At 71.9% G+C, this 25,709-nt stretch carries 16 protein-coding genes; 13 read left to right on the top strand and 3 right to left on the bottom strand.

What is annotated here, in order from left to right; genetic code table 11:
* The first annotated feature begins 143 nt into the window (after positions 1 to 143).
* The 8 genes from ABZ911_RS06880 (at position 144) to ABZ911_RS06845 (ending at position 16,232) form a co-directional block, all read left to right on the top strand.
* Positions 144 to 1,664: a hypothetical protein gene (locus ABZ911_RS06880; RefSeq protein WP_358052722.1), complete on the top strand. Its 1,521-nt coding sequence runs from the start codon at positions 144 to 146 to the stop codon at positions 1,662 to 1,664.
* A gap of 190 nt (positions 1,665 to 1,854) precedes the next feature.
* Complete coding sequence (locus tag ABZ911_RS06875; RefSeq protein WP_358052720.1) at positions 1,855 to 3,216, top strand: extracellular solute-binding protein; 1,362 nt, start codon at positions 1,855 to 1,857, stop codon at positions 3,214 to 3,216.
* Positions 3,217 to 3,221: 5 nt separating this feature from the next.
* Positions 3,222 to 4,151, top strand: a complete 930-nt coding sequence (locus ABZ911_RS06870) for a sugar ABC transporter permease (RefSeq protein WP_358053253.1) — start codon at positions 3,222 to 3,224, stop codon at positions 4,149 to 4,151.
* Positions 4,148 to 5,020 carry a carbohydrate ABC transporter permease gene (locus ABZ911_RS06865; protein ID WP_358052718.1) on the top strand — a complete coding sequence of 291 codons (873 nt, stop codon included), beginning with the start codon at positions 4,148 to 4,150 and terminating at the stop codon, positions 5,018 to 5,020. The genes ABZ911_RS06870 and ABZ911_RS06865 overlap by 4 nt, the downstream gene beginning before the upstream one ends.
* 6 nt (positions 5,021 to 5,026) lie before the next feature.
* A complete protein-coding gene (locus ABZ911_RS06860; RefSeq protein ID WP_358052716.1) occupies positions 5,027 to 9,244 on the top strand; it encodes a glycoside hydrolase family 38 C-terminal domain-containing protein in 4,218 nt (1,405 codons plus the stop codon).
* Positions 9,241 to 9,792 (top strand): hypothetical protein, encoded by a 552-nt coding sequence (locus ABZ911_RS06855; protein ID WP_358052714.1) that lies wholly within the window; start codon positions 9,241 to 9,243, stop codon positions 9,790 to 9,792. The genes ABZ911_RS06860 and ABZ911_RS06855 overlap by 4 nt, the downstream gene beginning before the upstream one ends.
* Positions 9,793 to 9,885: 93 nt before the next feature.
* Positions 9,886 to 13,044, top strand: a complete 3,159-nt coding sequence (locus ABZ911_RS06850; protein WP_358052712.1) for a hypothetical protein — start codon at positions 9,886 to 9,888, stop codon at positions 13,042 to 13,044.
* Between the two features lie 14 nt (positions 13,045 to 13,058).
* Positions 13,059 to 16,232 carry a hypothetical protein gene (locus tag ABZ911_RS06845; RefSeq protein WP_358052710.1) on the top strand — a complete coding sequence of 1,058 codons (3,174 nt, stop codon included), beginning with the start codon at positions 13,059 to 13,061 and terminating at the stop codon, positions 16,230 to 16,232.
* Here the strand turns inward: ABZ911_RS06845 and ABZ911_RS06840 are convergent.
* Together ABZ911_RS06840 and ABZ911_RS06835 are read right to left on the bottom strand one after the other, a co-directional pair.
* Positions 16,190 to 16,930, bottom strand: coding sequence for a polysaccharide deacetylase family protein (locus ABZ911_RS06840; protein ID WP_358052708.1), 741 nt, complete (start codon positions 16,928 to 16,930; stop codon positions 16,190 to 16,192). The genes ABZ911_RS06845 and ABZ911_RS06840 overlap by 43 nt on opposite strands.
* A gap of 25 nt (positions 16,931 to 16,955) precedes the next feature.
* Positions 16,956 to 18,518, bottom strand: coding sequence for a hypothetical protein (locus ABZ911_RS06835; RefSeq protein ID WP_358052706.1), 1,563 nt, complete (start codon positions 18,516 to 18,518; stop codon positions 16,956 to 16,958).
* A gap of 186 nt (positions 18,519 to 18,704) precedes the next feature.
* On the opposite strand from ABZ911_RS06835, the gene ABZ911_RS06830 reads away from it, so the two are divergent.
* The 5 genes from ABZ911_RS06830 to ABZ911_RS06810 are packed head-to-tail and all read left to right on the top strand — an operon-like array spanning position 18,705 to position 24,379.
* Positions 18,705 to 19,781 carry a LacI family DNA-binding transcriptional regulator gene (locus tag ABZ911_RS06830; RefSeq protein ID WP_358052704.1) on the top strand — a complete coding sequence of 359 codons (1,077 nt, stop codon included), beginning with the start codon at positions 18,705 to 18,707 and terminating at the stop codon, positions 19,779 to 19,781.
* A gap of 9 nt (positions 19,782 to 19,790) precedes the next feature.
* Positions 19,791 to 21,395, top strand: a complete 1,605-nt coding sequence (locus ABZ911_RS06825) for an FAD-dependent oxidoreductase (RefSeq protein ID WP_358052702.1) — start codon at positions 19,791 to 19,793, stop codon at positions 21,393 to 21,395.
* Between the two features lie 21 nt (positions 21,396 to 21,416).
* Positions 21,417 to 22,661, top strand: coding sequence for a sugar ABC transporter substrate-binding protein (locus ABZ911_RS06820; RefSeq protein WP_358052700.1), 1,245 nt, complete (start codon positions 21,417 to 21,419; stop codon positions 22,659 to 22,661).
* 1 nt (position 22,662) lies between these two features.
* Positions 22,663 to 23,559 carry a sugar ABC transporter permease gene (locus ABZ911_RS06815; RefSeq protein ID WP_358052698.1) on the top strand — a complete coding sequence of 299 codons (897 nt, stop codon included), beginning with the start codon at positions 22,663 to 22,665 and terminating at the stop codon, positions 23,557 to 23,559.
* Entirely contained in the window at positions 23,549 to 24,379 is an 831-nt protein-coding gene (locus ABZ911_RS06810) for a carbohydrate ABC transporter permease (protein ID WP_358052697.1), read from the top strand. The genes ABZ911_RS06815 and ABZ911_RS06810 overlap by 11 nt, the downstream gene beginning before the upstream one ends.
* Here ABZ911_RS06810 and ABZ911_RS06805 read toward each other — a convergent pair whose 3' ends face one another.
* Positions 24,380 to 25,600, bottom strand: a complete 1,221-nt coding sequence (locus tag ABZ911_RS06805; RefSeq protein ID WP_358052695.1) for an FAD-dependent monooxygenase — start codon at positions 25,598 to 25,600, stop codon at positions 24,380 to 24,382.
* Between the last annotated feature and the right edge of the window lie 109 nt (positions 25,601 to 25,709).

The raw sequence follows: 25,709 nt of genomic DNA, 5'->3' as shown, positions 1-25,709 counted from the left end.
ACACGTTAACATTAGCGTCGAGCCGCATGAATATCAGTGAGTTCCTCGCGGAGCAGGACGCGCGGTACGAGCCGGACGTGCGGCTGCCTTGGAGATCGTCCCGGAGCAACGGATACCACACCAGACTGCCCGCGGGAACCCGTGTGCACGAAACGCGAGAGTCGGCCGACTACGCCCTCGCCCTGCTCCAGGTGGGACGGGACGAACGGGCCCGGGACATCCTCGACGCCCTCCTCGACCTGCAGGTGACCGACCCCGTCGCCGAGCACTACGGCCTGTGGGGCTACTTCCTGGAGGAGCCGCCGCACCAGATGGCGCCGGCCGACTGGAACTGGGCGGACTTCATCGGGATCCGGCTGGCGCAGGTGCTCGCCGTCCACGACGACCGGCTCACCCCCGCTCTGCGCGCGCGGCTGCGCGAAGGGCTGCGCCACGCGGCGATGTCGGTGTTCAGGCGCAACGTCGGCCCGCAGTACACCAACATCGCGCTGCTCGGCGCGGTGACCGCGGCGGCGGCCGGTGAGCTGCTGGAGCAGGGGCACCTGCTGGACTACGCGCGGCGGCGGCTCGACGCGCTGCTCGCGCGGCTGGCCGAGGACGGCGGGTTCGCCGAGTACAACTCGCCCGCCTACAGCCCGTTCCTGCTGGAGATCGTCGAGCGGGCCGCGCTGATCGTGCGCGATCAGGACTTCCTGGGGGCCGCCGAGCGGCTGCGGCTGCGGGTGTGGGAGACCATCGCCGAGCGGTTCCACCCGGGGACCGGGCAGCTGGCGGGCCCGCACGCGCGGGCCTACGCCGACTGGCTGCGGCCGGGCCTGGTGGACTACCTGTCCGCGCAGACGGGCGCGCCGATCGAGGTGCGCGAGCGCGGCTCCGACGACGGGGACCTGACGCCCAGGCTGATGCCATCGCTGCCGTGCCCGCCGCACGTCGCGCGCCGGTTCGCGGCGCTGCCACAGGAGCGGGTGCAGGTGCGCACGACGTTCGGCGCGGGCCCGCGCGGCCCGGTGACCGGCACCACCTGGCTCACCGGCGACGCCTGCCTCGGTACGGCGAGCGAGGAGTTCGCCTGGACCCAGCGCCGCCCGCTGATCGGCTACTGGCGCACCCCCGAGGACCCCGCCGTGGTGCTGCGCGCCCGGATGACGCTCAACGGGCACGACCTCAGCGCCGCCTGGTGCACCCAGGCGCAGGACGGGCCGAAGGCGCTGTCGGCGTGGTGGCTCAGCTACGACTCCGGCGACTTCCACCCCAACCTGGACAAGCCCGCAGGCAGCGTCTTCGACGTGGGCGAGCTACGCCTGCTGGTGAGCCTGCGCGGGCGCGGCGTGTCGGGTGAGGACCTCGGCGGCGGGCGGTTCGCGCTGGCGGCCGGCGAGAGGCGGGCCGTGGTGCACACCGCGCCCGCCTCCTTCCTCGGCGAGCCCGCGAGCTGGGAGCTGGCCAAGGACGGTGACGAGGTGCGGGCAGAGGTGCTGCTGCACGCGGAGCCCCGGCGTCCGGTCGACTTCCACACGGCGCTGCTGCGCGCCGCCTTCGCCGTCGAGCTGCTGGCGCCGGGCGAGGACCCCTCGGTGGACATGCTGGGACTGAGCGATCTGTGCTGGCGGTGGGGCGGTCTGGCCGTCGAGATCCCCGAGCGTCCCTTGCCCTTCGACGCGTGAGCACATTAACCACCAAGCGGGTTTCCCTGGAGTTACCAACTCATGCTTTACACGTTAACGCGTTATTGCTAGCTTCGGGGCAACCCCGGAACGGCCACCGGAGCAGCAGTGTCTCCGGCCGGCACAACCGTCATGACACACCACGTGCGCCACGCCGTACGTGCTTCCCCCCTGCATGAGCGGAGTTCCCATGAACAGACTGACCGCCGTAGGAGCCACCGGTCTGGCGCTCCTCGGCATCGCGGCCTGCGGAGGCGGCCAGGAAGCGGGCAAGGCCACCGGCGGAAAAGTGGAGATCACCGTCTCCGGCATGCCGCCGAGCACCCAGGCCGCCAGCCAGAAGGACTTCCTCGCCGACGTCGCGGCCTTCGAGAAGGCCAACCCCGCCATCGACGTCAAGCCGACCGAGACGCAGTACGAGGCCAAGACCTTCGCCGCCAGGCTGGCCGCCGGACAGCTTGAGACCGTGTTCCGGATTCCGCTGACCGACCCGCCCGCCCTGATCAAACGCCGCCAGGTCGCCGACCTGACCGCCGACCTCAAGGCCGTGCAGCACTCCGCGGACTTCGACCCCAGGCTGATGGCCCCCTCCTCCGCCGACGGCAAGGTGTACGGCCTGCCCACCGAGGCGTACGCGGTCGGCCTGATCTACAACCGCGAGCTGTTCACCAAGGCCGGGCTCGACCCCGCCAAGCCGCCCGCCACCTGGGACGAGGTGCGCGCCGCCGCCAAGAAGATCAGCGACAAGACCGGGATCGCCGGGTTCGGCATGCACGCCACCAACAACACCGGCGGCTGGATGCTCACCACGATGACCTACTCCTTCGGCGGCCAGATGGAGCGCGCCGAAGGCGACAGGGTCGTCGCCGCCTTCGACGACGCCCCCACCCGCGGCGCGCTCGACCTGCTCAAGGCGATGCGCTGGGAGGACAAGTCGATGGGCACCCAGCACCTGCGCAACCTCGACGACCTCATGCGCGACTTCGCCGCCGGCAAGGTCGGCATGGTCATGGGCGCGCCCAACCTGTTCAGCGGCTACAAGCTCAAGTTCGGCGGCGACGCGGAGAAGTACGGCCAGGCCGTACTCCCGATGACGGCGGACGGCGGCGCGCTGATGGGCGGCACGGTCGCCGTGGTCAGCCCCAAGGCCACCGCCGAGCAGCGGCTCGCCGCGGTGAAGTGGATCGACTACTACTACCTGAGGCCGAAGTACGACCCCCAGCTCGCGGCCGCGCGGGCGCAGAAGCGCAAGGCCGACAATTTGGTGGCGGGCCTGCCTACCATCCCCTTCTACTCCGCCGCCGTCTCCGGCCCGGTGATCGAGGCCGAGCGCGCCAACTCCAACCTGCCGCTGGAGAACTTCGCGCCGTTCGTCGACAACGTCGGCGCGCAGAAGTTCGTCGTCGAGCCGCCCGTCGCGGCCCAGGAGCTGTACGCCGCGCTCGACACCGTGGTGCAGGCCGTCCTCACCCGCGAGGACGCCGACCCGGCCGGCGAGCTGAAGAAGGCGGCCGACAAGGTCGTGCCGATCCTCGAAAGGTCCCAGCGTTGACGGCGGTGCTCGGCAAGCGGGCGGCGGAGCGGGCGGACGCCGGACAGGCGCCCCCCGCCCGCCGGGCCAAGGGCCACTCCTACGCCCTCGCCTCGGCGTTCTTCCTGGCCCCCATGGTCCTGGTGTTCGGCTACTTCTCCTGGTGGCCGATCATCCAGAGCGGCCTGCTCGCCTTCCAGCAGACCAACCTGGTGGACCCGGCCGCGTGGGTCGGCTGGCAGAACTTCGCCAACCTGTTCGCCGACCCGCTGCTGGGCACCGCAGTATGGAACACCGTCTGGTTCACCCTGCTCGCCCTGCTGTTCGGCTTCCCCGTGCCGATCTTCCTCGCGGTGGTGATGTCGGAGCTGCGCAGGGGCGGCTGGCTGTTCAGGATCCTGGTGTACCTGCCGGTCGCGGTGCCGCCCGTGGTGGCGGTGCTGATGTGGAAGTTCTTCTACAACGCCGACTACGGCCTGTTCAACGGCCTCGCCGGACTCGTCGGCCTCGGCCCGTTCCCCTGGCTGCAGGACACCGACTGGGCGATGCCGTCCCTGGTCCTGGAGGCCACCTGGGCGGGGGCCGGCGGCACCGTGCTCATCTACATCGCGGCGCTCACCTCCGTGCCGAGGGAACTGTACGAGGCGGCCGAGAGCGACGGCGCGTCGATCTGGCGGCGGGTGTGGCACATCCTGCTCCCGCAGCTTCGCGGCGTGCTGCTGCTCATGCTCCTGCTGCAGGTCATCGGCACCTTCCAGGTGTTCACCGAGCCGTTCGTGATGACCGACGGCGGCCCCGAGGACTCGACGGTGACCATCCTGCTGCTCATCTACCGGTACGCCTTCGTCTACGGCGACTTCGGCATGGCCGCGGCGCTCTCGGTGCTGCTGGCCGTGGTCCTCGGCCTGCTGTCGGCGGTGTACCTGCGCGCGACGAAGGCTTGGAGCTCCACATGAGCGGACTGATCTCCGACTCCGACCGGAAACGCCGCTCGGTCCGCGCGGCGCTCGGCTCGACCCAGTTCGCCATCTTCCTCGGCGTGCTGGTCCTCGGGCTCGGGCCGATCCTCTGGACCGTCAAGGGCGGCATCTCACCCACCCAGGAACTGCTCACCGACCCGCTGCGGCTCTGGCCGAGCGACCCCGACTGGGGCATCCTCGCCGAGGCGTGGACGAACCTGCGCATCGGGCACTTCATGCTCAACACCGTGATCCTGGCCGGCGGATCGTGGCTGGCCCAGATCATCGTCTCCACCATGGCCGCGTACGCCCTGTCGGTGCTGCGCCCGCGGTTCGGCACGTACATCTACGGCGCGGTCCTGGCCACGCTGTTCCTGCCCGGCAGCGTCTCGCTGGTCGCGCTCTACCTGACCATCCTGGACCTGCCGCTGACCGGCGGCCTGTCCATCGCGAACACGCCGTGGGCGGTGTGGCTGCCGCACGCCGCGCACGCGTTCACCATCCTGCTGATGAAGCGCTTCTTCGACGGCATCCCCCGCGAACTGTTCGGCGCCGCCCAGGTGGACGGGTGCGGGCCGTGGCGGATGTTCTTCTACATCGTGCTGCCGATGTCCAAGCCGATCCTGGCGGTGACGTCGCTGCTCACCCTGATGGGGGCGTGGAAGGACTTCCTCTGGCCGCTGGTCGCCATCTCCGACGGCGAGGCGCACCCGATCTCGGTCGCGCTGCCCAGGCTGGCCGAGTTCTCCGAGGAGAACATGGTGATCGCCGGAATGTTCATGGCGCTGATGCCGCCCGTCCTGATCTTCATCGTCTTCCAGAAGTACATCGTGCGCGGTGTCGGATTCACCGGATTGAAGGGTTAACTCGTCTTGTCGACACGCATCACCGCCGTGGAGTCCACCGACCTGTTCCTGGCCGAGGGCCAGGTCGTCCGCGTCCACCTGGAGGGTGCCGCGGCCCGCGTCACCGTCACCGGATCCGGCCTGTACGGCACGGCCGACGGCACCGGCGTCGTGGAGGTGCCCATCGCGACCGACCTGCCACCGGGCACCGCCGTACCGGTCGTGGTGACCGCCGCGGACGCCCGCTTCGAGGCGGAGGTGACGGTCGAGGAGCCCGGCTGGACGATGTACCTCGTCTCGCACTTCCACTACGACCCCGTCTGGTGGAACACCCAGGCCGCCTACACCTCCCCGTGGGAGATGCTGGCCGGCGACGCCACCACCAGGCCGCTGTGGGAACGCAACGGGTTCGCCCTGGTGGAGGCGCACCTCGACCTGGCGCTGCGGGACCCCGACTACGCGTTCGTGCTCGCCGAGATCGACTACCTCAAGCCGTTCTTCGACACCCACCCGCACCGGCTCGCCGACCTGCGCGCGCTCATGGCCGAGGGCCGGATCGAACTGGTCGGCGGCACCTACAACGAGCCGAACACCAACCTGACCGGCGCCGAGACGACGATCCGCAACATCGTGTACGGCGTCGGCTATCAGCGCGACATCCTCGGCGGCGACCCCGCCACCGCCTGGCAGCTCGACGTGTTCGGCCACGACCCGCAGTTCCCCGGCTACCTGGCCGCGGCCGGGCTGACCGGGTCGGCGTGGGCGCGCGGTCCCTTCCACCAGTGGGGGCCGATCGAGACCGTGCCGCACCAGCTCCGCGGGCCGGCCAGGGCGATGCAGTTCCCCTCCGAGTTCGAGTGGATCTCGCCGTCCGGGCTGGGCGTGCTCACCCACTACATGCCGCACCACTACTCCGCGGGCTGGTGGATGGACTCCGCGCCGTCGCTGGAGGAGGCCATGGACGCGGTGTACGAGCTGTACCGGCGGCTCAAGCCCGTCGGCGCCACCCGCAACCTGCTGCTGCCGGTCGGCACCGACTACTCGCCGCCGAACAAGTGGGTGACCGCGATCCACCGCGAGTGGGCCTCCCGGTACGTGTGGCCGCGCTTCGTCTGCGGCACGCCCCGGGACTTCCTGTCGGCGGTACGCGCGTCGGCCGGGTCGTTCAGCCCGCAGACCCGCGACATGAACCCCGTCTACACCGGCAAGGACGTGTCGTACATCGACACCAAGCAGGCGCAGCGCGCGGGCGAGGTGGCTGCGGTGGACGCGGAGAAGCTGGCCACCCTCGCCGTGCTCCACGGCCTGGGCTCCTACCCGCACGCGGCGCTGGACAAGGTGTGGCGGCAGCTCGCGTACGGCGCGCACCACGACGCGATCACCGGCTCGGAGTCGGACCAGGTGTACATCGACCTGCTGTCGGGGTGGCGCGAGGCGTACGACCTGGCCGCCTCGGTGGTGGACACCTCCCTGGACGCCCTGGTCGGCCGGGTGGACACCACCGGCGACGGCCTCGCCGTGGTGGTGGCCAACACCCTCTCCTTCGACCGCACCGCCCTCGCCTCCGTCCCCCTGCCCGCCGGCGCCCCGTCCGCGGAGGCCGGTTTCCGGCTGGTCGACGACCGGGGAGAGCCGGTCGCCGCGATGGCCGACCGCGGCATGCTCCGCTTCCTCGCCGAGGACGTGCCCGCCCTCGGCTGGCGCACCTGGCGCCTCCTCCCACCGGACGCGAACCGGCCGGCGGCGGCCGTGCCCGGCGCGTGGACGCCCGCCGAGGGCGCCACCATCGCGAACGCCCGCTACCGGGTGACCGCCGACCCCGCCAGGGGCGGCGCCCTGACGAGCGTCACCGACCTGGCCTCGGGCCGGGAGCTCCTCCAGGACGGGACCGTGGGCAACGAGCTGCGTCTCTACGCGGAGTATCCGGAGCACCCCCGCTTCGGCGAGGGGCCGTGGCACCTGTTGCCCACCGGCGAGGTCACCGGTTCGGCGGACGGCACCGCCGCCGTCCGCGCGGAACGCGGCCCGCTCGGCGAACGCCTGATGATCACCGGCGCCGTGGACGGCCTCACCTTCGAGCAGGTCGTCACCCTGTGGCACGGCGTGGACCGGGTGGAATGCGTCACCCGCGTCGTCGACTTCGCGGGCGCCGACCGGCTCCTGCGGGTCCGATTCCCGATCGACCTGCCCGGCGCGCTGCCGGTGTCGGAGGTCGCGGGCGCGGTGGTCGGCCGCGGCTTCGCCCTCCCCGACGTGGACAGCGCCGACGCCCCGTGGACGCTGGACAACCCCGCCAACACCTGGTTCGGCCTGTCCGCCACCGCCCGCGTCCGCCTCCACCCGACGGCCGGCGGTGCTGTGGCGGAGCGGGCGCTCGGGGTGGCCGAGGTGGTCGTGCCGGACCTGGCCGAGGCCGCCGACCTCGCGCGCGACCTGGTCGTCGGGCTGGCCAGGGCGGGCGTCACCGCCACCACCTCCAGCGCCGACTGGTCCAGGTACGGCTGGCTGGAGGTCGACTCCAACCTGCCCGACTTCCGCGTCGTCATCGGCGGCCCCGGCGACAACGAGGTGGCCGCCGACCTGCTGAACCGCGTGGGAGCGGAGTACACCGAGGCGCTGAGCGCGCACGGCAGGGTGTGGGTGCCCGCCGAGCGGCCCCTCGCCGAGGTGTGGCGGCCGAACGCCGACCTGCGCGACCCCGGCGCGCTGCCCGCCCTGGTCATCTCCAGGGAGGCGGTCGCCGAGGTGGCCGCCGAGGCCGCGACCGGTGTGATCCACGCCGCCTGCCCCGGCGACCTGCCCGCCTCCGAGCGGCTCACCGACCACACGGCCGCGCTGCTCACCTACGGCCTGCCCGGCTTCGCGGTCGACGCGACGGGCGCGCTGCACCTGTCGCTCATGCGCTCGTGCACCGGCTGGCCGTCGGGCGTCTGGATCGACCCGCCGCGCCGTACCGCGCCGGACGGGACCTCCTTCCAGTTGCAGCACTGGACCCACGAGTTCCGCTACGCGCTGGTGTCGGGGAAGGGGGACTGGCGGTCGTCGCGCCTGCCCGCCCAGGGGCAGGAGTTCAACCATCCGCTGTACGCCCGCGCCGGGGCGGGGCACGGCGGGGACCTGCCCGCCCGGCACTCGCTCCTGCGCCTCGAACCGCAGCGCGACGTGCTGATCTCGACGCTCAAGCCGACCGGCAACCCCATCGCCCACGGCCACCTGCCGGAGGACGGGGGCGCGGGGCAGGTCACGCTGCGGGTCGTCGAGGCCACCGGCCTCGGGGCCGAGGCCCGCGTGTCGGGCAGCCTGCGGGTGCGCGAGGCGCACGCCGCCGACCTGCTCGAACGGGCGGGAGAGCCGGTGAAGGACTTCCCCGAGTTCGTGCTCGGCGGCGCGGAGGTGGCCACGGTCGTCCTCACCCCGGAGACGGACGAGGACGCGGGCGGGGTGGTGCTGGGGCCGGTGGCGGAGGTGGCGCAGCCGGTGTTCTCCCGCTACTGGCTGCACAACAGGGGGCCCGCCCCCATGGGGTACCTGCCGGTCAGCGTCACCTCCTCGCCCGGCCTGCTCAGGACGGACGGGGAACCCGTCGAGGTCCGGGTCGTCGTCGCCACGCAGCTCTCCGCCCAGGTGGCGGGCGTCGTGGAGATGGCCGTTCCCGGCGGGTGGGCGGTGGAGCCCGCGCGGGTGCCGTACACGGTCGAGCGGGACCGGCCCCTGGAGGTGCCGGTCACCGTCACGCCCGCCGCCGGGGCCGGGCAGGGGCTGTACTTCGTCGCCGCGCGCGCCGGGCACGGCGGGCAGGACTACGAGGACGTCGTCACCGTCGCGGTGGGCGAGCCGGACGCGCCCACCGCGCGGCCCGAGGCCGGGCTGGCGGAGGCGGCGCCCGAGGTGTTCAAGGGCACTCCGGCCTCCGAAGGCAGGCCGACCGGGCTCGGCCTGGCCGTGGCCGACGACGAGATCGTGCTGCGGGCGGGCGAGAGCGGCGTGGTCACCCTGCTGCTCGGCAACGACACCCGCGACGAGATCAGGGGCGAGGCGCAGCTCGTCTCCCCGTGGGGCACGTGGGACTGGCTGCCGGAGGCGGTGCTCGGGTTCACGGTCGGCCCGGGGGAGCGGGCCGAGCTGGCCTTCCCCGTGACGATCCCGCCGGACGCCGACCCGGGGCACGCGTGGGCGCTGCCGAAGGTCATGTGGTTCGGCCGGGCGCAGTACGGCTCCGCCGTACGCCTGGAGGTGAAGCCGTGAGCCACTCGCACCCGGAGGTGGCGGGGTACGTCGACGGGCGGGCCGTGCCCCGCGCGCTCGTCGACGACCGCATCGACGCGCTGCGCCGGGGGCCGCGCTCGGCCGCGCTCCCGGTGATCGGCAGCTCCGAGGACCGCCAGCTCGCCCGCTGGGTCGCCCAGGTGGTCCTCACCGAACAGCTCTGCGAAGCCGAGGCGCGGGCCAGAGGACTGCCCGAATCCCCGGGCGAAGGGCCCGGCCTGGACCAGCGGGCCGCCGTCGAGCTCGGATCGATCTACGCCGCCGCCTACGCGGGCAGCGCCGCCGTCCGCGCCGTCTACTCCGCCGTCACCCAAGCCGTCGAGCCACCCGAGGAGGAGGTGGCGTCCCTGCGGCGCTACCGGCCCGCCGTACCGCTGGAGGAACTGCGCGGCCAGATTCGCGAAGCCGCCCGGCGGCGGGCCTTCGCGCACTGGCTGGACGCGGGGCGCGCCGCGCGCCTCACACTCGTCCCCGGCCTGGAACACCCGGGAGATCCACACCAACCGGACAACCACCACCGGCACTGAGCACCGCCGGTGAGCGGAGACGGACAGCGCCGCCCGCCACGACGGCGAAGAGGGGCGGGCGGCGCCCAACGAGAAGGAAAGGACCCAGCTCGTATGAGAACCACTTTACGGTGGATCGCCGCGGCAGCGCTCGCGGCGGGAGTGCTGGCCGTGCCACCCGCGCACGCCGCCCCGGCCGCCGCCTCGGCGGTGCTCGGCGCGAACCCCGTCTACACCGGAGTCGACCGGGCCTGGCCCGGTGACGCCGACAAGAACCCGGCCGCCGCGGTGAGCGAGCGCGCGGGCGTGTCCTGCTGGCAGACCTCGGGCACGCCGTACAACAGGTACGTCTACGTGGACGTGGCCGACTCCGCGATCCCGGCGGGCGCGACCACGGCCTATGTCGTCGTCAGCTACTTCGACGCGGGCCCGACCGGAGTGGACGTCCACTACGACTCCACCACCGGCGCGTTCACCGGCAGCGCGAACCTGGCGCTGACCGGCTCGGGTACGTGGAAGACCCACCAGTTCGAGCTGCCGAACGTCAACTTCAAGAACCGCGCCAACGGCGCCGACTTCCGGCTGAACGTCAAGGCCGACGCCGCGAGCATGCCGGGCGTCTGCTTCTCCAGGATCGACGTCCACTTCACCAACCCCTCGCAGCTCACCGTCACCTCGCCGTCCCTGGTCTTCACCCAGGGGCGGAACGCGATCACCTTCGCCGCCGCCGACGACCGGATCGACTGGACGATCGGCGACCCGGACGGCGTCCCGCTGCGCCAGGGCACGCTGCCCGTCGCCGACGGCACCGCCGCGCTGGACATCTCCGACCTCGGCCCCGGCTACTACACGCTGACCGCCAAGACCGACCTCGGCGTCCCGGTGACCAGGACCACCTCGTTCGGCGTCGTCACCGCGCTGGCCGCCAAGGATCCCTACTTCGCCGTCGCCGTGCACTACGGCTGGCAGCAGGGCTACGAGGAGCGGCTGCTGGAGACCGCCTCCCGGATCGGCTGGAGCAACGTCCGATCCGACGCCAACTGGAGCGCGATCGAGAAGCAGCCGGGCGTCTACAACTTCACCTACGCGCTGGACGCGGGCCTGCGCAAGGCGGCCGAGTACGGCATCGCCACGATGCCGATCCTCGGCTACCGCAACCCGCTCTACGACGGCGGCAAGACGCCGAGCACCGTCGCGGGTCTCGGCGCGTTCGCCAAGTTCGGCGCCGCGGTGTCGGCGAACTACGCGCCGCTGGCGAAGGACGTCTCCATCTACAACGAGTACAACTCCACCGGCTTCAACGACGGCGCCTGCGGCATCACCGCCAAGTGCTACCTCGACATGGTCAAGGCCGCCCGCCCGGTGATCAAGCAGGCCAACCCGGCCGCCAACATCGTCGGCCCGACCTCCGCGGGCACCCAGCTCGCCTGGCACGACGACTTCTTCGCCCAGGGCGGCCTGGACCACCTCGACACCTTCAGCGTGAACTTCTACGGCTACGCCAGCGAGGGTCCCGGCACGCCGCCGGAGAAGACGGTGCTGACCACCGAGTTCCCGCAGCTCGTGCAGAAGGTCAAGCAGCGCAAGAACATGCCGATCTGGGTCAGCGAGAACGGCTGGCCCACGCACACCGCCGGGTCCACGGAGGCCCAGCAGGCCGACTACCTGATCAGGGCGCAGACCCTGGCCAAGGCGGCGGGCGCGGACCGGTACTACTGGTACGACCTGCTCGACGACGGGGAGAACGCGGGCGAGCGGGAGCACAGGTTCGGCCTGTTCAGGCGCGCCGGATCGGGCGTGGCCGCGCCCGCGCCGAAGCCCGCCGCGATCTCCAACGCCGTGCTGATCCGCCAGCTCGCGGGCCGCAGCCTCGGCGCCAGGCTGGACCTGGGCGACGCCGCCGTCTACGGCTACCCGATGACCGGCGACCGCCGGGTGATGTGGTCGACCGCGCCGCGCACCGTGGAGATCCGCACCAACCGGACGCTCACCCTCACCGACCAGTTCGGCGCGGTCTCCACCCTGCGGCCGAAGGCCGGCGCCATCCTGCTCGACCTCGACGCCAGCCCGGTCTTCCTGTCCGGGTCCACCAGGTCGATCGGCGTCAAGGACTCCCCGCTGGCCGCCACGCTGCCCGAGCGCGCGGTCACCGGCGAGACCCTGCCCGTCACCGTCACCGCCGACCGGACCGGCGGCGCGAAGCTGCCGGGCGAGCTCAAGGTCGAGGTCGGCGGCGTCAAGGCGACGCTGGCCACCGAGCGCGGCAAGCGCACCTCGGTGACGCTCGACCTGCCCGCCACGGCCGTCACCGGCAGGCGGGACGTGACCGCGACCGTCTCCAGCGGCCGGGACAGCGTGGCGCGGCTGCGCGGCGGGACCGACGTGGTCAGGCCGTTCACGGTGAAGGCGCGGCCGGTGATCGGTGACAGCCTGAAGCTGACCTACACCAACAACAGCGCGAAGACGGCGCTCAAGCCCACCTCGCTGACCTGGCGGCTCGGCTCCTGGCAGGGCGTGGCCGGCGACCTGGCGGAGGCGCCGCCGCTGGGGACGGCCACGGTGAGCGTGCCGATCCAGGGCGCCAAGCCGTTCGTCTCCTACGGCTACTCGGCGACGCTCACGGCCGCCTCGGGCAGCGGCGCCGACAGCGGGCAGCTCAGCTTCAGCCCGATCGAGAAGGCGGGCGCCACCACGCTCGACCCGATCGACCTGAACACCCTCGGCCGCTGGGTGGGCCTGCGCGGCGGCACCAGCACCGGCCCGGCGGATATTTCCGGAAATATCCGGTTCACGCATACGGATCAGGGGCTGGTGCTCGATGCCGTGATCAAGGATGACACGCACAACGCGGACCGCGCCGCGGCGCTGGCCTGGCAGGTCGACTCGCTCCAGTTCGACATCTACTCGGCCTTCCCCAGCGAGCTCACCGGGACCAGGGTCGAAGTCGGCGCGGCGCTGCTGCCCGGCGGCCCCGTGGCCCACACCTGGACGCCGCCCCCCGGCCAGCAGGCAGGGCCCACCCCGGGCGCGGAGGTGAGCGCGGTGCGGGACGAAACGGCGAAGACCACGACGTATCGGCTCGCCGTACCGTGGGCGTCGCTGGGCTTCGAGAAGGCCCCGGCCGATGTGATCGGGCTGTCGTTCCTGGTCAACGACGCCGACGCGGGTACCAACGGCGACGCGCGTGACGGCTATCTGGAGTGGGGCGGCGGGGTGGGCGGCGCGCCCAAGAACCCCGCGCTGTTCCGCTCCGCCCAGCTCGTCGGGAACTGAGAGGACAGCCGGTCATGCGGATCGTCGCCATGGGCGCGCACCTGACCTACCCGCACGCCAACGGCTTCCACGGAGACCGGCTCGGGCTGGCCCGCCACGAGCCCGGGGTCGGGGCCACCGGCCTGGTCAGCGTGCGCTGGCAGGACGGCGGGCTCGACGAGCGGCCCGTGGCGACGATCACACCGCGACGCGACGGCGAGGTACGGCAAACGCGTCTACAGCGCGCCACCCGGCAGCGCCCTGCATACCCCTCACCGGACAGCCCGTCACCGGGCGGTAAACACCCCACACCCGAGGAGTCACCCCCCATGACCCAGGTCTCCCGCCGATCCTTCCTCGCCACCACCACGGCCGCGGCCACCACGATCGCGCTGGCCCAGCCCGCCTTCGGCGCCGCCGCCACCGTCAAGCTGGTCGCCGACGGCACCGAGCACCTGCTCGCGCCCGCCTCCCTGCACAACACCACGATGTCGGACGCCGGACGGGTGTCCATGCGTGGCCAGTACAGCGAGTTCTCCGTCGTCTTCCCCTACGCCCAGCACCTGGAGCGCGTCAACCTCTGGCTCACCCCGGTGACGCCCAAGAAGGGCAACCTCTGGCTGAAGCTGTTCGACAAGGACGGCGAGGAGTGGGGCACGCTCGCCACCCGCGTCGACCCCGTCAACTGGGACGGCCGCACCCGCCTCACCTTCGAGCCGCAGCGCCTCTCGCTGATGGCCTGGAGCGCCAAGGTCGACCAGAAGCTCACCTACCCGTTGCGTAAGCTCGTCGTGGTGTTCTTCCCCGACGACAAGACCTCGCCCGACCCGTTCGACTTCGACCTGGAGAGCATCGAACTGACCGGCGACGGCGGCCCCGTCGCCGGCTGGAGCCGCGAAGGCGCGGTCGAGCTGGTCTCCGGCGCCGAGCGAGTGCTCATCGACCAGCACGGACGCCTGATGGACTGGAGCGGCGCCGGCCGCGTCCAGGCGCCCGGCGTCCTGCCGTGGGCGGTCAGCTGGGACAACGGCACCAGCGTCTACGCCTCCGACGCCACCGTCGCCGTCACCCGGACCGCCCCCGACGAGGCCACCCTCACCCACGACGTCCCCGGCTTCGTCCACTCCACCACGCGGGTACGGCTGGCGCCCGGCCACCTGGAGCTGACCCCCGTCGCCGTCCAGAACCGGTGGACCAGGCCGATCAGCAGGGTGACCTACCCCGAGGCCGCCTACCGGACGCTGGCCGACGGCATCCTCGGCATCACCCCCAAATGGGGCGGCATGGCGCACACCAGGAACGTGCTGAAGAACGGCTTCTTCGCCAACTACGGCATGCCGACCGCCACCCACGACCTCATCCTGTTCGAGGAGCCGGGCTCCGCGCTCGGCGTGTACTCCGTGCAGCCCAAGGAGGTCACGCCGTACCAGCCGACCATGTTCGGCGTCGTCGGCGCCCGCTCCCGTGAGGAGGACCTGACCGGGTTCACGCACCGCGTCGACACCTGGATCGAGCCGGGCGAGACCGGCGCGCTGCCGCCGGTCAGGGTCGTCCACGGCACGACCGCGTTCGACCTGTTCGCCCGCTACCGCGACGACAACGGCGTCGGCACCTGGCCGAGCCTCGCGGCCAAGCTCTCACCCGCCCTGCACGCCAGGCTGGCCAAGTCGCTGCACCTGAAGATGGACATGTGGGAGCCCGTCGGCGGCACCTGGGCGACCGGCAGGCCGGAGGTGGCCTCGGAGTACCTGAAGGCGGTGCCCGGCGGGCCGTACAGCGTGGAGCTGGCCAGCTACTACGCCGACGGGCGGCACGACCACAACTACCCCGACTTCCTGACCTTCGACTACCTGGGCGGCGCGGCGCGGTTCAAGCAGCTCATCGACCTGATCCACGCGCGCGGCTTCCTGGCCAGCGCCTACACCAACCCCACCTGGTTCCATGACGGCACCAAGGGGGTGGCCGCGCTCGGCGGCATCGAGGCGATCGGCATCCGCGACGGGCGCGGGCGGCTCGTCACGAAGACGCACACCGGCAACCTCGGCTACCTCGTCGGCGTGTGGCGGCCGAACCACCAGAAGTTCATCACCGACCAACTGCGCGCCTTCCGCGACCTGTACGGCATGGACATGATGTTCCAGGACGAGATCGCCCGCAGGGAGTACGACCACTCCGCCGACTTCGCCGGACCGCCGCACGCCTACTGCCAGGGGCTGGTGGAGCTGACCGGCAAGTCCGGCGCGATCGTGCCGATCGGCACCGAGGGCGTCGGCGGCGACCGGCTGTTCCGCCACCTCAGCTCCAGCCTGGGCTTCTACCTCAACACCATGCAGCGGGACCGGGCGGGCACCTACGACAACCCGAACCGCAACGGGGTCACCGTCCAGCAGTGGCCGCTCGGCACCGCGGTCATGCACGACCGTGTCGCCTTCTACCCGCACAACCTGGACCGGTCGATCGACACCACCGAGAACCTGAGCTGGGCGCTCGCCTTCGGCCTGAACATGCACTACCAGGCGCAGGCCATGGAGGGGGACTTCCGGATGGGCCGGGGGTTTGAGGCGATCAAGGCGCTGTCCATCGTGCAGCGCGAGGTGGCGAGCAGGTGCTTCGGCCGGGCCATGACCGGCTTCCGCTACACCACCGAGGACCTGAAGGTCTCGCACACCACCTTCGACGGCGGCCTGGAGATCGTCGCCAGCCACGACCTGCAGCCGAGGACGCTGGACCTGCCCGGCGGCCTCGCGCCCGTCCCGGTCGCGCCGCACGGCTTCGTCGCCGTGTACCAGGGCAGGCCGCTGTACGCGCTGACCGCCGACCAGCACCACGCGCCCGGCTACCTCTCCCGCTGGGAGCGCGGCCGGTTCGTCCCCGAGATCGCCTGGTACCCGGCCGACCTGGCCGGATACCGGTCCAATGTGATCAAGTCCGACCTCAAGCTGACCGTCTCGGCGGCCGAGCTGCCCGCGACCGGCCCGCAGAACGCGGACCTGGCCATCACGGGCTGGGACGGCGTCCCCGCCGACCTGACCGGCGCGCGGGTGACCTACGAGGTCAGTGACCGGTCGCTGGCCGGGGTGCGCGGCGGGCGGCTGGTGACCTGGGGCGGCGGCCGGACCGGGTGGGTGACCGTACGGGCGGTCGTCACCCGCGACGGGGTGCCCGCCTACTCCAGCGTCGAGCTGGTCAAGCTGGTGGCCGGGGCGTGAACGGGCAGGTCGTCGAAGCCGAGGGTGCGCAGCCCCAGCTCGGCGGCCTGATCCAGTAGCCACCCCACCCGCTCGGGTGAGATGTGGTTCGCCTCGTGCGTGCCCGCGATCGCGTGCGCGTACAGGGTGAGGCACTCGTCGCGCTCGGCGGCCCTGCGCAGGCCGCCGAGCAGCGAGGCGTCGCCCAGCCCGCGCGGCTGGAACAGCTTGCCGGTGTCGGCGCCCGCGCCGATCAGCACCCGCCGCTCCGCGAGCGCGTCCACCGGCACGAAGAACTCCTCCACGGCGGCGATCTCCGTGTCGTACGGCACGCTCAGCCCGCCCCTGAGCCGGGCGAACACCGAGCACAGGACCTCGTCGCTGCCCTCGTCCCTGGCGCTGACCGGGTAGGCGAAGCTGCGGGGCGCGAACCCTTCGGCGCGCAGCCCCGCCACACACGGGCCGATCTCCTCGCGCAGGTAGGCGGGGCCGCCGACGGCGGCGATCCGGTCGGGGGCGTGCAGGTGCCGCCAGCCGTGCGCGCCGACCGTGTGCCCGTCCTCCGCCAGCTCCCGCAGCGGCGCCCAGTCCGCGACCCGGTCGAGCTCGCTGAGGAAGAACGTCACCCGCGAGCCGTGACGGCGCAGGATCTCGCGCGCCGCGCTCCACTCGGGGACGAAGAAGTCATCGAACGTCAGCAGCAGTACGCCACGGCTCATACCGGTCGATTCTAGAGGATGTCGATCATCGCAGGCCGATGCGGTCGACGGCGCAGTCACCCGGCGTGCCGGTGGCGTCGGGGTGGCGGCCGACGTGCGTCAGGCGGACCTCGTTCGCGCCCGGCCGCAGGAGGACGCGGGGGAACTCCAGTTCGGCGTAGGCGGCGACGGGGGAGTAGAGGTCGATGGGGGCGCCGACCGCGGCGCCGTTCACGGAGAGCTGGTAGACGCCCCGGGCGTAGTGGCGCTTCAGCCGCAGCCGCAGCCTCCGGCGGCCGGGCGCGGGGGCCGGGACCTCGAAGGCGATCGACCCTCCCGGCACGCCCGGCCTGAACAGGCGGCCGTGCCCGCCGCCGCACTGCGGGTCCGCGAACACCTCGCTGGTGCCTCCGGTCACGGTCACCGGCAGGCTCTCCGCCTCTGCCTGCCAGGCGGGCTCCGCCGCAGTCCACGACCCGCGCGGCTCGGCCAGCATCACCCGGGTACGGCCCGTCGCCGCCTCGGTGTCGGTGTAGGCCACGCGGCGGCCGTCGGGGGAGAAGGACGGGTGCGGGTGGCCCGGGTGCGCCGCGCCCCAGCCCGCCAGGCCGAGGGTGCGCGGCGGGTGCTCGCCCGACAGGTCGACGAGCGCGACCGCGCCGGTCGAGCCCGCCGCGGACCCCTGGCGGCCGTTGGTGTCGACCACCGCCCAGCGCCCGTCCGCGGAGATGTCACAGTGGTTGTAGGCGCCGTTCGCGCCTTCGGGGCCGCGCTGCAGCAGCCGGTCCGGGCGGTCGTCCGGGTAGGCCATCCAGAGTCCGGCGGCGGGGCCGCCGACGCCGACGATCAGGCAGCCCGTCTCGGCGCGGGACTTCCACACCTCGTGCGTGCCCAGCGGCACCCCGGCGGCGGCCTGGTCCCAGATCAGTTCGCCCCGCGGGGCGTGCACGGGGTGCGTCGCCCAGGCGCGGACGCCGCCGCCGAGGGAGTAGCCGATCCAGGCGGGATCCCTGGCGCTGTACTGGAAGTGGGTGGCGAACACGCCGCCCTCGAAGACGTCCCTGGAGCCGCCGCCGTCCAGGTCGATCTCCACGGCGGTGGTGGGGCCCGTGGTGATGGGGGCCGGGTAGTGGCTGCACAGCACCCGGTCGCCGCCGGGGTGCAGGTTCACCACGACGCTGAGCGCGCGGCCCGCCGGGGGCGTGTACAGCCGGACCGGCTCGGGTCGCGCGGCCGTCAGGTCGATCAGCCAGACGGCGTTCTCCGCGCACGTCACCAGCCGGCCTCCGTGCACGTTCCACCAGACGAACGGGTTGCGGTCGGACGGGGGCGTGCTGAAGCGGGCGAGGAAGCGGTCCCGGTTCGTACGCGGGTCCAGCTCCCACAGGCTCGTGGTGCCCGCTTCGAGCTGGCCGAGCACCAGGCGGGCGCCTTCGCGGCTGAAGCCGTTGTGGGTGGGATAGGTGAAGTACCGCCGCTGGTCGAAGGTGCTGAGGGGACGGGTCAGGAAGGACTCCTCGGCGACGGTGGCCTCGGCCGGGGTGGGCAGGGCGCTCGCCGCCAGGCCCAGGAGGGTGCCGCGGGCCAGGCCGCGTCGGGTGATCCCCACGTCTGCTCCTTCACGGTGGGTGATGTCACTGATCGCTCAGGCTCGGCCACTCCGGTATCGCTCGTCAAGACGCTAATGCGAATTAGCAACGCCGATCAGCGAGGGGTTGACGGCGTGGCCGTCACTCGTGCAGGATGCCGGTCCAACGCGCTAATGCGCATTAGCACAGAGGGGACGCTACACACCGTGACCCGCCGCCTCACCCAGCAGGACATCGCCCGGATGGCCGGAGTCAGCCAGACCACCGTGTCGCTGGTGCTCAACAACCGCAGCGACGCGGAGGTGCGCATCGCCCCCGAGACCCGTGAGCGGGTGCTCAGGGTGATCAGGGAGACCGGCTACGCGGCCGACCCCGTCGCGCGGCGGCTGGCCGACCGGCGCAACCGCATCCTGGGCGTGTTCACCTACGAGGCGGTCTTCCCGACCGTGAGCGCCGACTTCTACCACCCGTTCCTCATCGGGATCGAGGAGCGGGCCCAGGAGGCCGGGTGCGACCTGCTGCTGTTCACCAGCGCGGGCGCGGCGGGCGGGCGGCGGCGGATCTTCAGCGAGGACAGCCGGGTGCGCCTGGCGGACGGCTGCCTGCTGCTCGGCCGTACCCTCGACCGCGACGACCTGGCCCGGCTGCTGGCCGAGGGCATCCCGTTCGTGTCGGTCGGCCGCCGCGACGACGCCGGCGCCCCCGTCCCGTACGTGGGCGCGGCCTACGCCGACGCGACCCGGGCCCTGACCGAACGCGCCATCGCCCTCGGCCACCGCCGCCTCGCCTACGTGGGCGCGGGCGAGGGCGCCGAGTCCACCGTGGACCGCATCCGCGGCTTCACCGAAGCCACCGCCCACAGGCTCGGCACCGACCTCGTGGTACGGCCCGACGAGCCTTCGCCGGCGACCGCGGGCGACGCCCTGGCGATGCACCTGCGGGCAGCGGGGCGGACGGCGGAACAGGTGCTCGACGCGCTGGCGGCGGCGGGGGTGACCGTGGCGCTGGCCGAGGACGCGGCCGACGCGGTGGCCATCGTGCACGCGGCCCGAGCCCGGGGCCTCGACGTCCCGGGCGAGCTGTCCATCGTCGCGCTCGGCGCGCCGACCAGGCCGGTGCACGTGGACATCGACTTCACCGGATTCCGGATGCCCCGGCAGGAGATGGGGCGCAGGGCCGTCGAGCTGCTCACCGAGCTGCTCGAGAACGGCGGGACCCCGCAGGAACTTCTCGACTGCGAGCTGATCGACGGCTCGACCCTCGCACCGAACAACAGGAGGTAACCCCCAGTGGTGGAACTATCGGCGGACGCCGTGGTCGTGGGCGGCGGGCTGGGCGGCGTCGCCGCGGCCCTCGCGCTGCTCCGGGCCGGGCGCTCGGTGATCATGACCGAGGAGTACGACTGGCTGGGCGGGCAGCTCACCAGCCAGGCCGTGCCGCCGGACGAGCACTCGTGGGTCGAGCGGTTCGGCGTCACGGCGAGCTACCGGGCGCTACGCGACGGGATCCGCGACTACTACCGGGCGTACTACCCGCTGACCGAGCGGTCGCGGGCCTGGCGGGAGCTGAACCCGGGCGCCGGTCACGTCAGCCGCCTGTGCCACGAGCCGAGGGTGGCGGTGGCGGTGATCGAGTCGATGCTGGCGCCCTACCGGGGGGCGGGCCGGCTGCGGGTGCTGCAGCCGTACCGGCCGGTGGGCGCGGAGGTCGACGGCGACCGGGTGAGCGCGGTCCACCTGGCCCACCGCGACGACGGCGGCGAGCGGGTCACGGTGTGCGCGCCGTACGTCCTGGACGCCACCGAGACCGGTGAGCTGCTGCCGCTGACCGGGACCGAGTACGTCACCGGGTTCGAGGCGCAGGGCGACACCGGGGAGCCGAGCGCGCCCGCCGCGGCGCAGCCGCTGAACATGCAGGCCGTGTCGGTGTGCTTCGCGATGGACCACGTCGACGGCGACCACACCATCGACCGGCCCGCCGCCTACGACTACTGGCGCGACTACCAGCCCCCGTTCTGGGGCGACAGGCTGCTGTCCTGGCGCTCCCCGCACCCCAGGACCCTGGAGCTCGTCGAGCGGTCCTTCACCCCCAACCCCGACGACGACCCCCTGCTGGTGGACGCCGACCAGCGGGTCAACCCTGGCGACGCCAACCTGTGGACCTTCCGCAGGATCGCCGCCAGGCGCAACTTCACCGACGGCGCGTACCCCAGCGACATCACGCTGGTGAACTGGCCGATGATCGACTACCTGGACGGCCCGGTCATCGACGTGCCCGACGCCGCCCAGCACGTCCAGGCGGCGCGGGAACTGTCGCGGTCGGTGCTGTACTGGCTGCAGACCGAGGCCCCCCGTACCGACGGCGGCACCGGCTTCCCGGGACTGCGGCTGCGCGGCGACGTCACCGGCAGCGCCGACGGCCTGGCCCAGGCGCCCTACATCAGGGAGTCGCGCCGCATCCGCGCCCTCTACACCGTCGCCGAGCAGGACCTCTCGCTGGCCGTGCGCGGCGACAAGGGCGCGGTCTCCTACGCCGACTCGGTCGGCGTCGGCATGTACCGCATCGACCTGCACCCCTCGACCGGCGGCGACACCTACATCGACGTGGGCTGCTCGCCGTTCGAGATCCCGCTCGGCGCGCTCCTGCCGCAGCGCGTCGTCAACCTGCTGCCCGCCTCCAAGAACATCGGCACCACCCACATCACCAACGGCGCCTACCGGCTGCACCCCGTCGAATGGAACGTCGGCGAGGCCGCGGGCGCCCTGGCGGCCTTCTGCCTGGACCAGGCCACCACCCCGCACGCCGTACGGCGAAGCGCCGCCCTGCTGGAGGACTTCCAGCGACGGCTCACCCGCGAGGGCGTCGAGCTGCGCTGGCCCCAGGTGGCAGGTTACTGACCGACCCCCCAAGGAGAACAGATGATCAAGAAGAGCCTGACCGGCCTCGCGCTGGCGGGGCTGCTGGCCACCACCGCGTGCGGCGGCTCGGCGCAGCCCGCTCCCGCCGCCGCCAAAGGCCTGCGGATGACCATCTGGACCTCGAACGAGGCCCATCTCAAGCTGTTCGGCGACATCGCCGCCGAGTACACCAGGGCGCACCCGGAGGCCGGGCCGATCACCTTCGACCCGCTGCCGTTCGAGAGCTACACCACCACGCTCACCACCCAGATCGCCGGCGGCAACGCGCCCGACCTGGCCTGGATCCTGGAGAGCGCGGCCCCCGACTTCGTCTCCTCCGGCGCGCTGGCGCCGCTGGACGGGAAGCTGACCGAGGCCGGCGACCTCACCCCGTCGTCGACCAAGCTGTGGCAGCGCGACGGCAAGCTCTACGCCTACCCGTTCTCCACCTCGCCGTTCGCCGTGTTCGTCAACACCGATCTGCTGAAGAAGGCCGGGCAGAAGCCGCCCGCGAAGGGCTGGACCTGGGAGCAGGCGGTGGCGAGCGCCGCGGCCGTCGCGGCGAAGGAGGGCAAGGCCGGGCTGGTCGTGCGCGACTTCGACTACAAGAACTGGGACAACCTCGCCTCGCTGTGGCGCGGCTGGGGCGCCCAGGCGTGGAGCGAGGACGGCAGGACCTGCGGCTTCAACCAGCCCGAGATGGTCGAGGCGATGACGTTCCTGCACAAGGCCGTCTTCACCGACAAGGCGCTGCCGGGCCCCGGCACCACCGCCGACTTCTTCGCCGGAGAGGCGGCGATGACGATCACCCAGATCTCCCGGGCCTCGCTGCTGAAGGACGCGACGTTCGGCTGGGACCTGGTGCCGCTGCCCACCGGCCCCAAGGGCGAGTACTCGGTGATCGGCCAGGCCGGGATCGGCGTGTTCGCCAAGTCGCCGAACAAGGACGCCGCCACCGACTTCCTGGCCTTCTTCAGCAACCCGGCCAACTCCGCCAAGCTGGCCGCCTACTTCCCGCCGCCCAGGGCCTCCCAGCTCAACGTGGAGACGCTGGCCAAGAGCAACCCGCTGCTCAAGCCCGAGCAACTGAGCGAGGTCGTGATCGGCGGCATCGAGAGCGGCGTGGTCAAGCCCAGCCACACCGGCCAGGCGGAGCTGTCGCAGACGGTCAGGGCCGCGCTCGACCCGCTGTGGCTGCCCGGCGCCGACGTCAAGGCCGTCCTCGACGGGGTCTGCGCGAAGATCCAGCCCATGCTCGGGGCCTGAGGTGGGGCACGCGGCCTTCTGGACCGTACGGCGCCGCGACAACCTGGTCGGCTACCTGCTCGTGGCGCCGCAACTGCTCGGCAGCGCGCTGTTCGTGCTGCTGCCGCTCGCCCTGGTCGGCTGGTACAGCCTGCACGAGTGGAACGTGCTGGCCGGGACGTTCGAGTTCACCGGCGGCGACAACTACGCCAAGCTGCTGGCCGACCCCGGAGTGCGCGAGGCGCTCGCCGCGACTGGCCTGTTCTCCCTGGGCCTGGTCGTGCTCAACCTCGGCCTGGCGCTGCTCCTGGCCGTCCTGCTCAACCAGCGGCTGCGCGGCACCACGTTCTTCCGGACGCTGTTCTTCTCGCCCGTCGTGGTGTCGCTGGTCGCCTGGACGATCGTCTGGCAGTTCCTGCTCCAGGCCGACGGCGGCCTCAACGGGCTGCTGGAGGTCGCGGGCGTCACCGGGCCGAACTGGCTGCGCGGCGAGGGCACCGCCATGCTGTCGGTGATCATCGTCCAGGTGCTGAAGAACGTCGGCCTGAACATGGTGCTGTTCCTCGCCGCCCTGCAGGGCGTGCCGGCGCAGCTCTACGAGGCCGCCCAGCTCGACGGGGCGGGCGCGTGGCGGCGCTTCGCCCGGATCACCCTCCCGCTGATCAGCCCGACCGTCCTGCTCACCTCGATCATCACGGTCGTCGGCTCCCTGCAGGTGTTCGCCCAGATCGCCGTCCTCACCCAGGGCGGCCCAGGCACCTCGACCACCGTCCTCGTCTACTACCTGTACCAGCAGGCCTTCCAGTTCCATCATTTCGGCTACGGCGCGACCCTGTCGGTCCTGCTGTTCGCCATCGTCGCGGTGCTCACGATCGTGCAGTGGCGCATGCGCAGGAGGTGGGTCTTCCATGAGGCGTAGGGTCAAACTCCTGCTGTACGGCACGCTCCTGGTGCTGTGTGTGCCGTTCGTCTTCCCGACCTGGTGGATGGTCACCTCGTCGCTCAAACCGATCAGGGAGATCTTCGCCTTCCCGCCCAGCCTGCTGCCGGGCACGTGGGACTTCTCCGCCTACGCCAAGGTCTTCGAGCTGCAGCCGTTCGCGGGCCAGTACCTCAACAGCCTGTACATCGCCCTGGTGGTGACGGCGGGCACGATGGCGGTCGCCGCCATGGCCGGGTACGCCTTCGCCCGCATCCGCTTCCCCGGCCAGAACGCGCTGTTCGTCGTCGTGCTGCTCGGCCTGCTGATCCCGAGCGAGGTGACGATCGTGCCGCTGTTCCAGATGTTCCACGGGCTCGGCCTCACCGACACGCACTGGCCGCTGATCGTGGTGCCGATCCTCGGCGCGCCGAGCGTGCTGGCCACGTTCATCATGCGCCAGTTCTTCGTCAGCCTGCCCGGCGAACTGGAGGAGGCGGCCCGCGTCGACGGCCTGGGCCGCTTCGGCACCTTCTACCGGGTGGCGCTGCCGCTGGCCAGACCGGCGCTCGGCGCGGTCGCCATCTTCACCTTCCTGCACAGCTGGAACCTGTACCTGGAACCGATCGTCTACCTGTCCACCCCCGCCAGGTTCACCCTGCCGCAGGCGCTCACCCAGTTCGTCGACGCCTACGGCGGGCCGATGTGGAACGTGCAGCTCGCCGCCGCCTCGATGACCGCCCTGCCGGTGCTCGTGGTGTTCGTGCTGGCCCAGCGCCAGTTCATCGAGGGCCTGGCGCACACCGGACTGAAGGGGTGATCAGCTCCCGACGCCGCCGCTCAGGCCGTCGCCGTAGGCGTGCCTGGTTCGTGCGAGCTTCGAGCCCAGCCGATGCTTGAATTCGCACAGCGACTCGACGGTCCGCCCCATCTGGTAGTACAGCCGCGGCGGGACGTGCGGGAGCAGCGAGGACTCCCGCCGGGACTGCAAAGCGACCAGCTCCATCGGTGGAAGGTCGATGTACCGCGGCAGGTTCTCGTACCACTGGGCGCTGTAGCGGGCCGCTTTGTGGAACTGCCGAATCGTGGATCTGCGTTGCTGCTCGTAGCCGGCGAGGCCGGGCCGGAGTCGCGTGTCCCCGTGCAGCGCGGCGACCAGGTAGGCGGCGTCTTCCAGCGCGAGGGTGGTGCCCGCGCCGATGGAGAAGTGCGTCGTGTGCGCGGCGTCCCCGAGCAGCACGAGGTTGCCGCGATACCACCGGCGGTTGGTCAGGGTGCGGAAGTTCAGCCAGTGCGCGCTGCCGTCGGCCTGCGGCCGGCCGATCAGCGGGTGCCCGTCCAGGATGTCGGCGAACAGCTTCTCCAGCAGGATCAGGCTCTCGGCCTCGTTCGCCTGGTCGAACTCGAGTCCCTTCCAGGTCGCCGGAGCGCACTCGATGACGCAGGTGCTCTGGTCCTCGCTGAACCTGTAGCCGTAACACCAGATCCAGCCGTGCTCGGTCTGCACGAAGGCGAAGATGAAGGAGTCGAAGACCTTGGTGGTGCCGAGCCAGATGTAGGTGTTCCGCTCGACCCTGACCTCGGCGCCGAAATGGTCGGCGTGGCGCTCGCGCAGCACGCTGTTGACACCGTCACCGGCCACCACCAGGTCCGCGTCGGCCAGCTCGTCCTCGCCGGCGATCTCACGCTGGAACTCGACGCGCACGCCGAGGGCGCGGGCCCGGTCGGCGAGGATGGCCAGCAGCCGGTGGCGGCTGATGCCGAAGCCCTCCTCCGCCTGCTCCGTCACCGTCGCGCGGTCGTGGATGCGCGTGACCCAGTTGTCCCAGGAGACCGAGCTCTCGCTGATGGCGCGCGCGGATTCGGGCTCGGCGACGTGGAGATAGCTGAGCAGTTCGGCCCCGAAGGTCACGCCCCAGCCGTACGTCGAGGTGGCCGGGTTCCGCTCGTAGACGGTGATGTCGTGGGACGGGTCCACTCGCTTCATCAGGATCGAGAAGTACAGGCTGGCGGGCCCGCCGCCGACGCAGGCAACCTTCACAACAGCTCCCACTGTCACTTAAAGCGATCAATTAATGACATAGAGTAGCAGGAGTGTGTATGGCGGAACGATCTCGTCCAGCTGAACCGCCGGTCACGAGATGGGCGAT

Origin of the sequence: Nonomuraea sp. NPDC046570 (genome assembly GCF_040645915.1) — a bacterium.
GTDB lineage: Bacteria > Actinomycetota > Actinomycetes > Streptosporangiales > Streptosporangiaceae > Nonomuraea.
The sequence above is the reverse complement of the archived record's forward strand: the minus strand, read 5'-3'. Positions and strand labels throughout refer to the sequence as shown.